Annotated in this window: 11 protein-coding genes; 8 read left to right on the top strand and 3 right to left on the bottom strand. The window is 67.8% G+C overall.

Going from position 1 to position 13,512, the window contains the following annotated elements; all coding sequences use genetic code 11:
* The first annotated feature begins 80 nt into the window (after nt 1-80).
* Entirely contained in the window at nt 81-1,247 is a 1,167-nt protein-coding gene (locus tag AC1DYK_RS09250; RefSeq protein WP_478166005.1) for a homogentisate 1,2-dioxygenase, read from the top strand.
* Nucleotides 1,244-2,410 (top strand): alpha/beta hydrolase, encoded by a 1,167-nt coding sequence (locus AC1DYK_RS09245; RefSeq protein WP_478166004.1) that lies wholly within the window; start codon nt 1,244-1,246, stop codon nt 2,408-2,410. The genes AC1DYK_RS09250 and AC1DYK_RS09245 overlap by 4 nt, the downstream gene beginning before the upstream one ends.
* Nucleotides 2,411-2,456: 46 nt before the next feature.
* On the opposite strand, the gene AC1DYK_RS09240 is transcribed toward AC1DYK_RS09245, so the two are convergent.
* Both AC1DYK_RS09240 and trxC read right to left on the bottom strand, forming a co-directional pair.
* Nucleotides 2,457-3,020: a hypothetical protein gene (locus tag AC1DYK_RS09240; RefSeq protein WP_478166003.1), complete on the bottom strand. Its 564-nt coding sequence runs from the start codon at nt 3,018-3,020 to the stop codon at nt 2,457-2,459.
* Nucleotides 3,021-3,126: 106 nt separating this feature from the next.
* On the bottom strand, nt 3,127-3,564 hold the full coding sequence (gene trxC, locus AC1DYK_RS09235; RefSeq protein ID WP_478166002.1) for a thioredoxin TrxC: 438 nt from the start codon (nt 3,562-3,564) through the stop codon (nt 3,127-3,129).
* A gap of 138 nt (nt 3,565-3,702) precedes the next feature.
* Between trxC and AC1DYK_RS09230 the strand changes: the two genes are divergently transcribed.
* Complete coding sequence (locus AC1DYK_RS09230) at nt 3,703-4,638, top strand: hypothetical protein (protein ID WP_478166001.1); 936 nt, start codon at nt 3,703-3,705, stop codon at nt 4,636-4,638.
* A 153-nt stretch (nt 4,639-4,791) separates the two neighbouring features.
* On the opposite strand, the gene AC1DYK_RS09225 is transcribed toward AC1DYK_RS09230, so the two are convergent.
* Nucleotides 4,792-5,496, bottom strand: coding sequence for a TetR/AcrR family transcriptional regulator (locus AC1DYK_RS09225; protein WP_478166000.1), 705 nt, complete (start codon nt 5,494-5,496; stop codon nt 4,792-4,794).
* Between the two features lie 101 nt (nt 5,497-5,597).
* Here AC1DYK_RS09225 and AC1DYK_RS09220 point away from each other — a divergent pair, with 101 nt between their 5' ends.
* The 5 genes from AC1DYK_RS09220 (at nt 5,598) to AC1DYK_RS09200 (ending at nt 13,509) form a co-directional block, all read left to right on the top strand.
* Nucleotides 5,598-7,745 carry an alpha/beta hydrolase fold domain-containing protein gene (locus tag AC1DYK_RS09220; protein ID WP_478165999.1) on the top strand — a complete coding sequence of 716 codons (2,148 nt, stop codon included), beginning with the start codon at nt 5,598-5,600 and terminating at the stop codon, nt 7,743-7,745.
* Entirely contained in the window at nt 7,742-9,466 is a 1,725-nt protein-coding gene (locus AC1DYK_RS09215) for a long-chain-fatty-acid--CoA ligase (RefSeq protein ID WP_478166056.1), read from the top strand. The genes AC1DYK_RS09220 and AC1DYK_RS09215 overlap by 4 nt, the downstream gene beginning before the upstream one ends.
* A gap of 80 nt (nt 9,467-9,546) precedes the next feature.
* Nucleotides 9,547-10,779 (top strand): ABC transporter substrate-binding protein, encoded by a 1,233-nt coding sequence (locus AC1DYK_RS09210; RefSeq protein WP_478165998.1) that lies wholly within the window; start codon nt 9,547-9,549, stop codon nt 10,777-10,779.
* 406 nt (nt 10,780-11,185) lie between these two features.
* A complete protein-coding gene (locus AC1DYK_RS09205; RefSeq protein WP_478165997.1) occupies nt 11,186-12,730 on the top strand; it encodes a TolC family protein in 1,545 nt (514 codons plus the stop codon).
* The gene (locus AC1DYK_RS09200) at nt 12,730-13,509 is read left to right on the top strand and encodes an efflux RND transporter periplasmic adaptor subunit (protein ID WP_478165996.1); all 780 of its coding nucleotides are present in this window, start codon (nt 12,730-12,732) and stop codon (nt 13,507-13,509) included. The genes AC1DYK_RS09205 and AC1DYK_RS09200 overlap by 1 nt, the downstream gene beginning before the upstream one ends.
* Nucleotides 13,510-13,512 lie beyond the last annotated feature (3 nt).

Raw genomic sequence — 13,512 nt, 5'->3', positions numbered from 1 at the left:
ATGGATGCGCGCCGCCGAACGCCCTACGCTTCGCCACAAAAATGAAACATCGTCCTGTTTTTAAAAAGAGGTGACGGCGCATGCCCTATTTCATGCAACTCGGGGACATTCCCCGCAAGCGCTTCTCGCAGCACCGGCGCGATGACGGCAGGCTGTATGCGGCGGAGGTGATGGGCGAGGAAGGCTTTTCCTCCAACATGTCCCTGCTCTACCACCGCGCCACGCCGTCGGCCGTCGTGCAGGCCAGCGAGGCTGCTTGGCGGGCGCCCGACCTGGTCGACAACCATCCGCTGCTGCCGCGCCTGCTCGGCACCCGCGCGCTCCAGGAGGCCGGCGACATGGTCGGACAGCGCCACCTGCTGTGCGGCAACGGCGACGTGCTGGTGTCGTTCGCGGTGGCCGACCGGCCGTCGCCGCTGTACCGCAACGCCACCGGAGACGAGTTGCTCTTCGTGCACGACGGCGCGGCCCGGCTCGAAACGGTCTTCGGTGCGCTGGAGGTGGGACAGGGCGACTACGTCGTCATCCCCAAGGGAACCACGCACCGCTGGCTGCCGCAGGGCGGCCAGGCGCTGCGCGCGCTGGTGTTCGAGACCGACGGCCACATCCGCCCGCCCAAGCGCTACCTGACCGCGCAAGGCCAGTACAACCAGGAAGCGCCCTACTCCGAACTCGACCTGCGCCGCCCGTCGGAGCCGCTGCTGTGCGAAGGCACCGACGTCGAGGTGCTGGTCAAGACCCGCGCCGGGCTGACCCGGTACATCTACCAGACCCACCCTTTCGACGTGGTGGGCTGGTTCGGCTGCAACTACCCTCACGCGCTGAACATCGCCGACTTCTCGCCGATCACGGGCAGCTTCCATCGGCCCCCGCCGGTGCACCAGGTGTTCGAGTCGCGCAATTGCGTGTTCTGCAATTTCGTGCCGCGCATGATGGACTACGACCCACGGGCGATGCCGATCCCGTCGTACCACCAGAACGTGGATTCGGATGAGTTGATCTTCTACGCCGAAGGCAACTTCTTCAGCCGCAAAGGCAGCGGCGTGGAGCGCGGCGCACTGTCCCTGCACCCCGCGGGCCACATCCACGGCCCCCAGCCGGCGGCCTACGAAGGCGGGGCCTCGCGCGTCGGGCAGCGCACCGAGGAATTCGCCGTCATGCTCGACACCTTCAAGCCCCTGCGGCTCGGGCGCGCCGCGCTCGATGCAGCCCGGCCGGACTACTACCAGTCATGGAACGCGCGTTGAACACCACCACCCACCCGACCCGCGGCCCCGAACTGCTGGCCGTCCCGATGCAGAGCGCGGGCGGCATGGATGTGCAGTCCGGCGTGGCGCGACGCGCCGGACTGCTGTGGTGCACCCGCCATCGCGCCGCGGGCATCGACGGCCCGCTGGCCGACACCGCGGTCGTGGTGGTGCATCCCTCCTCCAATTTCATGGGCCACTACGCGCTGGCGACGCTGGCCGAATGCGGCGTCGACGCGGTGGGCATGACCACGCGCTACATCGGCAACGAAGCCATGCTGCTGCTGGAACACTGCGTGGTCGACATCGGCTCCGTGATCCGCCACTTGCGCACCCAGGGCTACCGCCGCGTGATCCTGGTCGGCAATTCGGGCGGCGGCGGCCTGGTCGCGCTCTATCAGAACCAGGCCGAACAGCCGACGATCAAGGCGCCGCCCGCGGGCGGCCCGCCCGACCTGACACGGGCCGACCTGCCGCCCGCGGACGGCATCATCATGCTGATGGCGCACCCCGGGCGCAGCATCGTGCTGACCGAGAAGCTGGATCCGGCGGTGCTCGACGAGGCCGATCCGTTCCGGCGCGACCCGACGCTGGACATGTTCAATCCGGCCAACGGCCCGCCGTACACGGCTGGTTTCCTGGCGCGCTATCGCGCCGCCCAGGTGGCGCGCAACGAGCGCATCACGCAGTGGGCCCTCGACCGCCTGGACGATCTGAAGGACAAGACCCAGGGACGGGTCGACGACCTGCCTTTCACGGTGCACGCCACGATGGCCGATCCGCGCAACCTCGACCTGTCGCTCGACCCGTCGGACCGCGCCGCGACCACCCAGTGGGGCGATCCGTTCGTCGCCAACCTGATCCCGGCGTCCATCGGCCACTACACCAGCCTGCGCTCCTGGCTCTCGCAATGGAGCACGCGCTGCTCCAACGGCGACGGTCCCGAGCGCCTGCGGACGGTCAAGGCGCCGGTGCACGTCATCTACGGCACGGCCGACCCGGGCTGCTATCCGGGGCATGCCAGGATGCTGTACGACGCGGTGCCGCATGCGAACAAGGTGCTGACGCCGATCCAGGGCGCCAGGCACTACCTGTTCGACCAGCCGGCACAGAAGCAGGAATGCGTCCGGCTCATCGTCGATTGGGCACGGACGCTGCCGTGATGCGGCGGCGCCCTCGGCGGGCAGCGGCGGCGGTGTGTGGCGGCGCTCAACGGTCCCTGCGCAACAGCTGGCGCAAGGTCGGCCTGGGCGTCGCTGCGGCCGCCTCCTCCGCTGCCTGCCGTTCCCGGTAGGCCGCGCGCTGGGTCCGCAGCACGACGGAGAGCGCGGCGATGCTCGCCTCGTCGTAGTGCCAGACCCCCGTCACGGCGAAATGGCCGGCCTGTCCCGCGTGCGGCTTGGGAGTGACTTGAACGTTCGCCGTGCCGATGCTCTGCAGGATCTCCGCCCGGGCGCTGGCCAGCGTGGCTTGCCGCCCTTCGAAGCCCTCGATGTCGCGGCTCAGCTCGATGCCGATGGCGTGGATCGACGGATAGCGCTCGGCGATGAAAGTCACCACCTCGGCGAGCACCAGTTTCGGCAATGCCTTGGCGCGGAAGTCGGCGGCGTCGGTGCTGACGAAGTTCTCGATCCGCACCGCGTCGCCGTCCGGGCTCGGGGTGACGGACTGGACGCGTCCGATCAGGGCGCTGCCGTCGTGCACCTCGATCCGCTCGCCGAGCACGTAGGGCCGCCCATCCGGGCCGGTCAGGTGCAAGCGCTCAAAAGTCATGAATGAAGGTGGCGGGGAGATGCAGGAATGTACTTGGACGCAGAGCGGCTCGCGCGGCGCCCGGGTCCCCGGCTGTCGCCTGCGGCACTCGCCGCGGGGCGCCGGCTCAGCGCGCGTGCGCTTCGGCCCAGCGGACGATGTCCGCCGCGCCCATCGCGCCGGCCTGGCGCGCCACCTCGCGGCCGCCCTTGAACAGCGCGAGCGTGGGAATGCTGCGGATACCGAAGCGCGTCCCGAGCGCAGGAACCGCCTCGGTGTCGACCTTGGCGAGGCGCATGCGCGGTTCGAGCCGGGCCGCCGCCTGCTCGAAGCCGGGCGCCATCTGGCGGCACGGACCGCACCACGGCGCCCAGAAGTCGACCAGCAGCGGAATCTCGCTGCGCGCCACGTGGCGATCGAAGGCGGCCTCGTCCAGCGCCGTGGAGCGGCCGGCGAACAGCGGCTGGTGGCAGCTGCCGCAGTCGGGGGCGCTGCCGAGCTGCTCGGTGCGGACGCGGTTCGTGGTGTGGCAATGCGGGCACACGATGTGCAGCGTGTCGGTCATGGATTCTCCGTGGGCGGACGGTCTCGTTCCTGGGACCTGGGGTCGCGTCACGCGAATGCAAGAAGACCGCGACCGTGGGCGTGGCCCCGGTCCGCGGGATCCTGAAATAATAAACACTTCGTTACAGGAGTCTTATTCGTGAATTTGAGAACCTCTTCGACCGGTTTCGCGGTTCTGGCCGCCCTTTCCGTCCTGGCCGCAGGCTGCGCGCAGACCCAGAGCCAGCCCCAGGCGGCTGCCGCGCCGGCGCCCGAGCCCGTGCCGGTCGCCGCACCGGCGCCGGTCAAGCCCGAAGTGCCGAGCACCGGAAAGACGAGCTACGACCAGGTCGTGAAGGCCGTGCGCGCGGCCCGCGGCGACGAGGCCAAGCTCGAAAAGGCGCTGATCGGCAAGGACCTGAGCGCCCGGGTTGCCAAGGTCAAGGGCGCGGGCGACGACTTCGCGGTCCGGCCGGCCGACCCGGTGCGGTTCCAGTGCGACGGGGAATCCTTCGCCGGCGGGCAGATCTCGTCGCGCATCGTGGGCGTCGAATGGTCCGCCGACACCAAGCGGGCGCTGCTGAAGGTCGATCGCTGCGGCCCGCCCGAGGCGGTGGCGAGCGCGCCGGCGCCCAAGGCGGCACCCGCCGCCGCTGCGGCGGTTGCTGCTCCCGCAGCCGCGGCCCCTGCTGCCGTTCCTGCCGCCCGCGGCCCCGCGAAGCCCGGCATGGACGCCCAGGGCAACGTGATCGACTCCACCAAGATCGAGTCCGGCAGCGGCCGGACCGTGAAGGGCATGAACGACTATGAAGGCGAGATCACCGGCAACCCGGCGCCGAACTCGAAGTTCACCAGGCTGCAGATCGGCATGAGCCTGAAGCAGGTGACCGACCTCGTGGGCGAGCCGACGGATTCGGGCGCCTACGTCACCGGCAAGGCCTTCATTCCCTTCTACTTCGGCGGCGACCGCACCCGCATCGAACTGGCCTACAAGGGCCAGGGACGCCTGATCTTTGCCGGCGGCAACCTCGGCAACATCTCGGGCGGCAACCTGACCTGGATCATTCACAACGCGAACGACAGCGGCTACCGCTGAAGTCAGGGGCGCGGTGTGCCCGCGGCGGGGCTGCGTGGCGCACTGGCGTTACGAAAGCCACCCAGGCTTTGATTTTCAGACACGACCTCGAAGGATCGGCCGAACTCCGGTCGCGTTGAGCCCGATCCGCGTGCCCGGCGACTGCGAAAGGCCTCAGGCAGTGGAATCCCCGGACTTCGAGGACCGTCGCGCGAGGCGCCGGCCGGCACCGGGCACCAGGGGCGCCGCCAGCGTCGCCAACGTGACCGCGGACGGCGCGACCTCGAGCGTCGCCTGCAGCGTATCGATCACGTTGGCGACGCTGTGCGTCGGTTCCCAGAAGCGATTCGGAGCCTCCGAATCCAGCGCGGCTTCCCACGCGGCCCAGATGGCGCTGCCATAGATGCCCACGAGCGACAAGCGCTGTTCGAGGATCGGCGGCGGCAGCCGAGGCAACTGCTGCGCGAGGTGCGCGAGGCAACGCCGGTAGCCCGTGTTCCAGGTATCTCCAACCGCTTCGCGCAGGAACACACGGTCGGTCAATTGCAGATTCGCGATCATGCGGATGTAGGTGCGGTGCCCCGACTTCTCGCTCAGCTCGAGAAGCGGGAACGCCAGCGCCTCGATGAGGGAACGAATCGAAAGCGCCTTTTCGGCCTCCATCCGGTCCAGCATCTCCTGGCGCCGGGCATCGATGAATCGGGCACCGTCAAGCACCAGTTCCTTGAGCAGGTCCTGCTTCGATCCGAAGTGGTAGTGCAACGACGCATTGTTGCGCTGGCCGGCCGCTGAAACGATCTCCTGAACCGTCACGCCGTCCACACCGCGCAACGCGAAGAGACGCTGCGCGGCCTCCTTGAGTCGCGCACGCGTCTCCATGCCATCAGCTCTCAGGGTTTTCACTGGTCCGACCTTTATTTAAGCTGGTTAACTTAGTTAAATTATTTGACTTAATTATCCGACTGAAGGGGTGCTTGGGCATGCGAGTGATTATTGTGGGAGCGGGCATTGGTGGACTTTGCGCTGCGCTGGCGCTGAGGCACCACGGCATCGACGTGCAGGTTCTGGAGCAGGCGACGGCGCTGTCGGAGGTCGGCGCCGGCATCCAGCTCGCGAGCAATGGCACGCTGGTGCTGCGCGAACTGGGATTGGAAGCGGCCCTGGCGGCCGTCGGCACCCAGCCGGATGCCTACGACTACCGCGACCTCGCGACGGGCCGCCAGCTCTACCTGGCACCGCTGGGACCGGAGGCTGCCGCACGCTACGGCGCGCCGATGTACAACGTGCATCGCGCCGATCTGATCGAGATCCTCTCCGGCGCGCTGCCCGCCGGGGTGGTACGCCTCGGCGTGAAGGTCGCCGGCATCGGACAGGACGCCGATCGCGCATGGGTGGACCTGGGTGACGGCGAGCGTCTGGAGGCCGATGTCGTGGTGGGCGCCGACGGCATCCACTCGGCCGTGCGCACCGCGCTGCGCGGGCCCGAGAAGACCCAGTTCGCCAACATCCTCATGTGGCGCTCGCTCATTCCCGCCGACAAGCTGGAAGGGTTGCGCCTGCCCGTGCGCGGCAACAACTGGTTCGGCCCGGGACGCACGGTGATTTCGTACTGGGTGCGTCCGGACCTCTACAGCATCCTCGCCTCGGTACCGGCGACGGAGGTGCAGCGAGAGTCCTGGACCGACAGCGGCGACATCGAGGAACTGCAGCGTTCGTTCCACGGGGCCGAGCCGACCGTCAGCAAGCTCTTCGAGCAGATCGAGACGAGCTTCATCACGGGCATGTACTACCGTGATCCCATCGAGCGCTGGACCACGGGGCGGATCACGCTGCTCGGCGACGCGGCGCACGCGATGGTGCCGTTCCTCGCGCAAGGCGCCTGCCAGTCGATCGAGGACGCGTGGACGCTGGCCGTGACCCTGGCACGTGCGGGCGGCAGCGGTGCCGCTGAACGGCTGCAGGAGTACGAGAGCCGCCGCCGGCCCCGCACGACGCGCGTCCAGGCGGGCGCCCGGGCCATCGTCAAGATGGTGCACGAGTCCGACCCGGAGCGCGCGAAGGCCCGCGACGGTCGCTGGAAGGGCTTGGCGCGCATCGATCCGTTGGCCGAGACCTCGTGGGGATTCGTCTGGGGCCACAACGAGTTGCTGGCGGCCCAACGGCCGCCGGGCGATGTGGTGGGCGTGGCGGCGGCGCGCGAAGGCAAGCGGATGCAGCGGCCCGAGAGTCAGCGCGCCTTCGATCTCTGGAAAGGGACGTTCACACCCGAAGACGTGGCGCGTGGCCATGACGGCATGCGCGAGGCCTACGACCGGATGCTGCTCAGCCATTTTCCCGTGCCTGCCTACGCATGCGTCGAAGAGATCGAGCTTCGCGGCGTTCGGACCTTCCGGGTCACGGCGACGGACGCACCGCTGGACGGCCCTGTCGTGCTGCATTTTCACGGCGGGGCGTACGTGCTCGGATCGGCCCGCAGCTCCCTGGAGTACGCGCACCGGCTCTCCGCGGCGGTCGGCGGCGTCTGCCATACGGTCGACTACCGGCTCGCGCCCGAGCATCCCTATCCCGCCGCCATCGACGATGCCCTGGAGGCCTATCGCGGCCTGCTGGCCAGCGGCGTGCCCGCGCATCGCGTTCTCCTGAGCGGTGAATCGTCGGGCGGCGGCCTGGCACTCGCCCTGGCGATCGCGATCCGCGGTGCGGGGCTCGCGGCGCCCGCCGGGGTGTTCGCAGTCTGTCCGTTCGTCGACCTGACGCTCAGCGGCCCCAGCGTGCAGGCCCATTCGGGCGACGATCCGGCGGCGCACAAGGATTCTTTGAGCCTCCTCGCCGCCTCCTATTTCCAGGGCCACGAGCCGACCGATCCCCTCGTATCGCCCCTTTACGGCGATCTGCGAGGCCTGCCGCCGGTCTACCTCGCGGCCACGCACGGCGAGGTGCTGTTGAGCGACACCACACGCTTCGCGGACAAGGCGCAGGCGCACGGCGTCCACACCACGTTGCGGCTGATCGAGGACTCCGTGCACGTATTCACGCTGTTCCCCTTCCTGCCCGAGACCCGCCAGGTGCTGGCCGAACTGACGACATGGGGCAAGGAACGCCTGGCATGCGCGAAGGCGATCCGATGAACGAGGCGCTCGGTGCCACGACAGGCGGCACGCCCGCGCATTGGCCGCGCCACCTGCCGTCGCGGCTCACGGTACCGGCCACGACGCTGTGGTTCAACCTCGAGGTGTCTGCGGCCCGTTACCCCGACAAGCCCGCGTACCTGTTCTTCGGGCGCGCGCTGACCTATGCGGCGTTGCGCCAGCAGGCACTGTCCGTGGCGGGCTGGCTCCAGGCGAAGGGGGTCAAAAAGGGTGACCGGGTGCTGCTGCAGATGCAAAACTGCCCGCAGTTCGTGACGGCCTACTACGCCATCCTGCGCGCCGACGCCGTGGTCGTTCCGGTCAGCCCGATGAACACCGTCGAGGAACTGGGGCACTATCTCGAGGATTCGCAGGCCGCTGCCGCCATCTGCACGGCCGACGTGGCCGCGACGCTGTGCGCAGCGATCCGCGGCCTGACTCCAGGTGCCGAGGGTGCTGCGCCCGCCGTGCTCGCGACCCGCTATGTCGATGCGCTCCCGACGTCGACGGAAGGACGCAAGGAGATCCCCCGTGACCTGGAAGCCCTCCTCCTGACCGAGCACGCGCTGCCGGCGGGTTGTTCGCGGTGGCTCGATGTGCTCGCCCAGTCGATCGCGCCACGGCCCCAGGAGGCCGGCGCGTCCGACATGGCCATGCTGCCCTACACCTCGGGCACCACCGGGCGCCCCAAGGGCTGCATCCACACGCATGACACCTTGATGCCGAATGCGCTGGCGGGCGCCCTGTGGCCGCAGATGAGCGCGTCCTCGTGCATGCTCGCGGCGCTCCCGATGTTCCACATCACGGGCCTCGTCTTCGGCGTGTTGAGCAATGTCTACCTGGGCGCGACCGCCGTCGTGATGCCCCGATGGAACAGGGAACTGGCGGGTCGGTGGATTGCCGAGCACGGCATCACCCACTTCGCCTGCATACCGACCATGGTGATCGACATGTTCGCCAGCCCGAACTACCGGAGCTTCGGCCTGGGCTCCCTGTGCAATCTCATCGGCGGCGGCTCGGCGATGCCGCAAGCGGTGGCGCAACGGCTGAAGGAAGAGTTCGACATCGACTTCGCGGAAGGCTACGGCCTCACCGAGACGGCGGCCATGGCGTTGATCAACCCGATCGAACGCGCGAAGCTGCAATGCCTGGGAATCCCCATCTTCGGCAACGACGTACGGATCGTCGACCCCGATTCGGGCGTCGAACTCCCTCCCGGCCAGGCGGGTGAAATCGTTCTGCGCGGCGCCACCGTGTTCCGGGGCTACTGGCGGCAGCCCGAGGCCAGTGCGCAATCCTTCATGGACATCGGCGGACGGTCGTTCTTTCGAACCGGCGACATCGGCTACCAGGACGATGAAGGCTACTTCTTCGTCACCGACCGGTTGAAACGGATGATCAACGCCAGCGGCTTCAAGGTCTGGCCGGCCGAAGTCGAGGCGTTGCTGTACCGCCATCCCGGCGTTCAGGAGGCCTGCGTCGTCGGCGTGCCGGACGACTACCGCGGCGAGAACGTCAAGGCGGTCGTGGTGCCGCGCCCAGGCATCGAGTCCCGGCCGACCGGCGACGACCTCATTGCCTGGGCCAAGACGCAGATGGCGGCCTACAAGGTGCCGCGCGTCGTCGATTTCGTCAGCGAGCTGCCCAAGTCCGCATCGGGCAAGGTGCTCTGGCGCGAAGTCCAGCGACAGCACGCCACATCGGCTTCGGAGCAGCGCTAGCGCAGCTGTCAGTCCCAGGGCCATGGGCAGCACGCGCTGCCACTCCTTCCACACACGTCACTCGATTGAAAGACCTCGCCATGTCATTTCGCAACCCTCTCCGACTTCGCCTTCTCGCTGCTGCGGTAGCGGCCGTCTTCCAGCTCACCTCCCATGCCGCGACGCCCCAGGTGTCCGACGCTGTGGTCAAGATCGGCGTGCTGACGGACATGAGCGGCATCTTCTCCGAACTCGCCGGTCGTGGCTCGGTCATCGCCACGCAAATGGCGATCGAGGACTTCAAGGCCGAGGCCAGGCCGGGCTTCAACATCGACATGGTGTTCGCCGACCACCAGAACAAGGCCGACATCGGCGCCAACAAGGCACGGGAGTGGTACGACACGCAGCAGGTCGACATGGTGGTGGACGCGATCAACTCCGCCGTCGCCATCGCCGCCTCCAACGTGACGCGGGAGAAGCGCCGCCTGCTGATGGTGACGGGTGCCGGCAGCATGCGCCTGACCAACGAAGACTGCTCGCGCCACACCATCAGCTACACCTGGGACACCTACTCCACGTCCAGGCCGCAGGCCACCGCCGTGACGAAGGGCGGCGCACGGGACTGGTACTTCCTCACGGTGGACTACGCGCTCGGTCAATCCATCGAAGAGGATGGTCTGGCCGCGGTCAAGGCCGCTGGCGGCCGGGTGGTGGGGAGCGCACGCCATCCGATCGGCACGCCTGATTTCTCGTCGTTCATGCTGCAGGCCCAGGCCTCGAAGGCGCAAGCCGTCGGCATCGCGAGCGCTGGCGGCGACCTGATCAACGCCATCAAGGCGGCGCGGGAGTTCGGCCTCACGAAGAACCAGACCCTGGTTCCCCTGTCCGGGTCGATCACCGACGTGCACGCGCTCGGGCTGCAGGCGGCGCAGGGCCTCTTTCTCACCGAGGCCTTCTATTGGGATTTGAACGAAAAGACACGGGCCTGGAGCCATCGCTTCTTCGCGAAGCACAAGCGGATGCCGAACCTGATCCATGCAGGAACCTATTCCGCCGTGCAAAGCTATCTGCGGGCCGTTCAGGCGGCGGGAACCGATGAAGCGAGCGCGGTCCGCAAGCAGTTGGGCGAATCCCGGATCAACGACGTGTTCGCCAGCAACGGCCGCGTTCGCGAGGATGGGCGCATGGTGCACGACATGTACCTGATGCAGGTCAAGAAGCCCTCCGAATCGAAGTATCCGTGGGACTACTTCCACGTGAAGGCCGTGATCCCGGGCGACCAGGCATTCCAGCCGCTGAGCGAATCGCGGTGCAGCCTCGTGAAGGGCTCCTGAGCGGCATCATCTCGAAACGCGCGAGCTCACCACGAGACTCAAGGGCTTCGCCGCGGTCAGCGCGGCCGGTCGATGCTCCTGCGCGAAGAGCATCGACAACTTTTAGTTACAATAAAAAGCAACAGAATCGCTCGATCGCATTCCGGGTGACGGACATGCGTCTTGCTCTTTTCCGAAGCACGTGGCCCACCTGGTGGGTCGCCTGATCCCACCAAGCAATCAACTCGATACCCATGGCGAAGTAGTTCGGTTCAGCGGACACCCATTGCCTGGTTCGCGGCGGTGCTTGCACAGCCTGCCGAACCCGTCGGCACGAGGCGCCCTGCTCCCGCTCGCACCCCGGGCACACCGCTCTTCCTGAGCGGCAGCGTGACCGCCGCGCGATCCAGAGATGACATCCCCCTCCATGCACAACTTTCAACACACACATCGCGGTCTTCATTGGGCTGCTGTTCTCGGCGTCGCCGGCGTGCTGACGCTGAGCGGCTGCGCGTCCTTCAACGTGGAGACCGCCCAGCTTTCGTCGCAGGAAATACGTACGACGCTGCAGCAGGACAAGGTCGCGCTGCAGCGCGATGTCGAGCCGCTGGCCGGTCCGCTGACCCTGGATGGCGCCGTGGCCCGCGCCATCAAGTACAACGCCGACCGCCGCTACCGGGCCATGGAGGAAGCCGTGGCACTGGGCACTTTCGAGGCCGGCAAGTTCGACATGCTGCCCAAGCTGATCGCCGCGGCCGGCTACCGCGATCGCAACAATGACCTGATCACCCGCAGCATCGATTTCGTCACCGGCAAGCCGTCGCTGGCCAATCCGTACATCTCCTCCAGCCGCGAGGCGACGCTCAGCGAATTCGGCATTTCGTGGAGCTTGCTCGACTTCGGCCAGAGCTACTTCGCCGCGCGCCAGAACGCCGACCGCGTCATGATCGCCGGCGAGCGCCGCCGCAAGGCGCTGCACAACCTGGTCCTGGACGTGCGTACGGCCTACTGGCGGGTCGTCGCCGCACAAAAGCTGATGCCCTTGCTGCGCACGACCATCGCCGATTCGGAGCAGGCGCTCAAGGATGCCCGCAGGGCCGAAGACGACCGCATTCGCTCGCCCCTGGAACCGCTGCGCTACCAGCGGCAGCTGCTGGAGAACCTGCGCCTGCTGGAAACCATCGAGCAGGAACTGTCGACCGCGCGGGTCGAACTGGCGACCTTGACCGCCTTGCCGCTGGCCACCGACTACACCGTGGTCGAGCCGCCCAGTGAAGTGAATACCGTCTGGCTCGAACAGCCGCTGGACAAGATGGAAGAGACGGTGCTGCTTCGCAATCCCGAGTTGCGCGAAGGCATCTACAACGCCCGCATCGCCCAGCAGGAAACGCGGCGCGCCCTGCTCAAGCTGTTCCCCGGCCTGTCCTTCAACTACAGCGCCAGGCACAGCACGGACCCATTCCTGATCAACCAGAGCTGGAACGAGGTCGGCGCGCAGATCTCGTTCAACTTGCTGGGATTGCTGGCGGCGCCGGCGCAGATGCGCCTGGCCGACGCTGGCGTCGCGCTGGCCGACCAGCGCCGCATGGCCATGCAGATGGCGGTGCTCAGCCAATTGCACATCGCCCGCCTGCAATACGCCAACACCGCCCGGCAGTACGAACGCTCCGACGCCATCGCCCAGGTCGACGGCCGCATCGCGCAGCATGTCTCCAACCAGGCCGATGCCCAGAAACAGTCCGCTCTGGACCGGATCTCGCAGCAAAGCACGTCGGTGCTGTCGCAGTTGCGCCGCTACCAGGCGCTGTCGAATGCGCAGGCGGCCGCCTCGCGGCTGCAAGCCACGCTGGGCATGGAGCCCGCCATCGACGCCTCGTCCACCATGCCGCTGGCCGCGCTGACCGAGGCGGTCGCCACGTCCCTGCAAAGCTGGAACCAGGGCCGGCTGCCGGAGCTCGCGGGAGCCCACTGATGCGCGTGTCACCGAGCCCCCGCCTCTGCCGCTCACTGGCCTGCGCGCTGGCCGTTCTCTCCCCAGGCATTCAGGCGGCCACGCCGGAACCCGCGGGCGGTTCGGCGCTGGAAACGCGCGAGGTCCGAGCCCAGCTGGCGCCGCGCCGCTACACCACGCTGGCCGCCGAGATCGGCGCCAAGATCAACCGCCTGCCGCTGGCCGAGGGCGCGGCCTTCAAGCAAGGGCAGATGCTGGTGCAGTTCGACTGCCAGCTGCAGCAAGCGCAGCTCGCCAAGGCCCAGGCCGCGCAGATGGCGGCCGATACCGCCTGGCGCGGCAATCAGAAGCTGGCCGAGCTCAACTCGGTCGGCAGGATCGAACTCGACACCTCGAAGGCGGAGATGCTCAAGGCGCAGGCCGAGGTCTCGGCCAATCGTGCGCTGATCGGCAAATGCCAGATCGCGGCGCCGTTTTCCGGCCGCATCGCCGAGCAGAAGGCGCGCGAGCAGCAGTACGTGCAGCCGGGCCAGGCATTGATGGAAATCCTCGACGACAGCCAGCTGGAACTGGAGTTCATCGTTCCATCGCGCTGGCTCGCCTGGGTCCGCAATGGCACCGCCTTCAACGTCAACATCGACGAGACCGGCAAGACCTACCCGGCCAAGGTGCAGCGCATCGGCGCCCGCGTCGATCCGGTCAGCCAGTCGGTCAAGCTGAGTGCGGTCATCGACGGCCGCTTCAGCGAACTGGCCGCCGGCATGAGCGGCAAGGTCCTGATGACGCCGCCGCAGCGCTAGTTC

This window comes from Variovorax sp. P2_H12, from assembly GCF_056403395.1.
The sequence above is the reverse complement of the archived record's forward strand: the minus strand, read 5'-3'. Positions and strand labels throughout refer to the sequence as shown.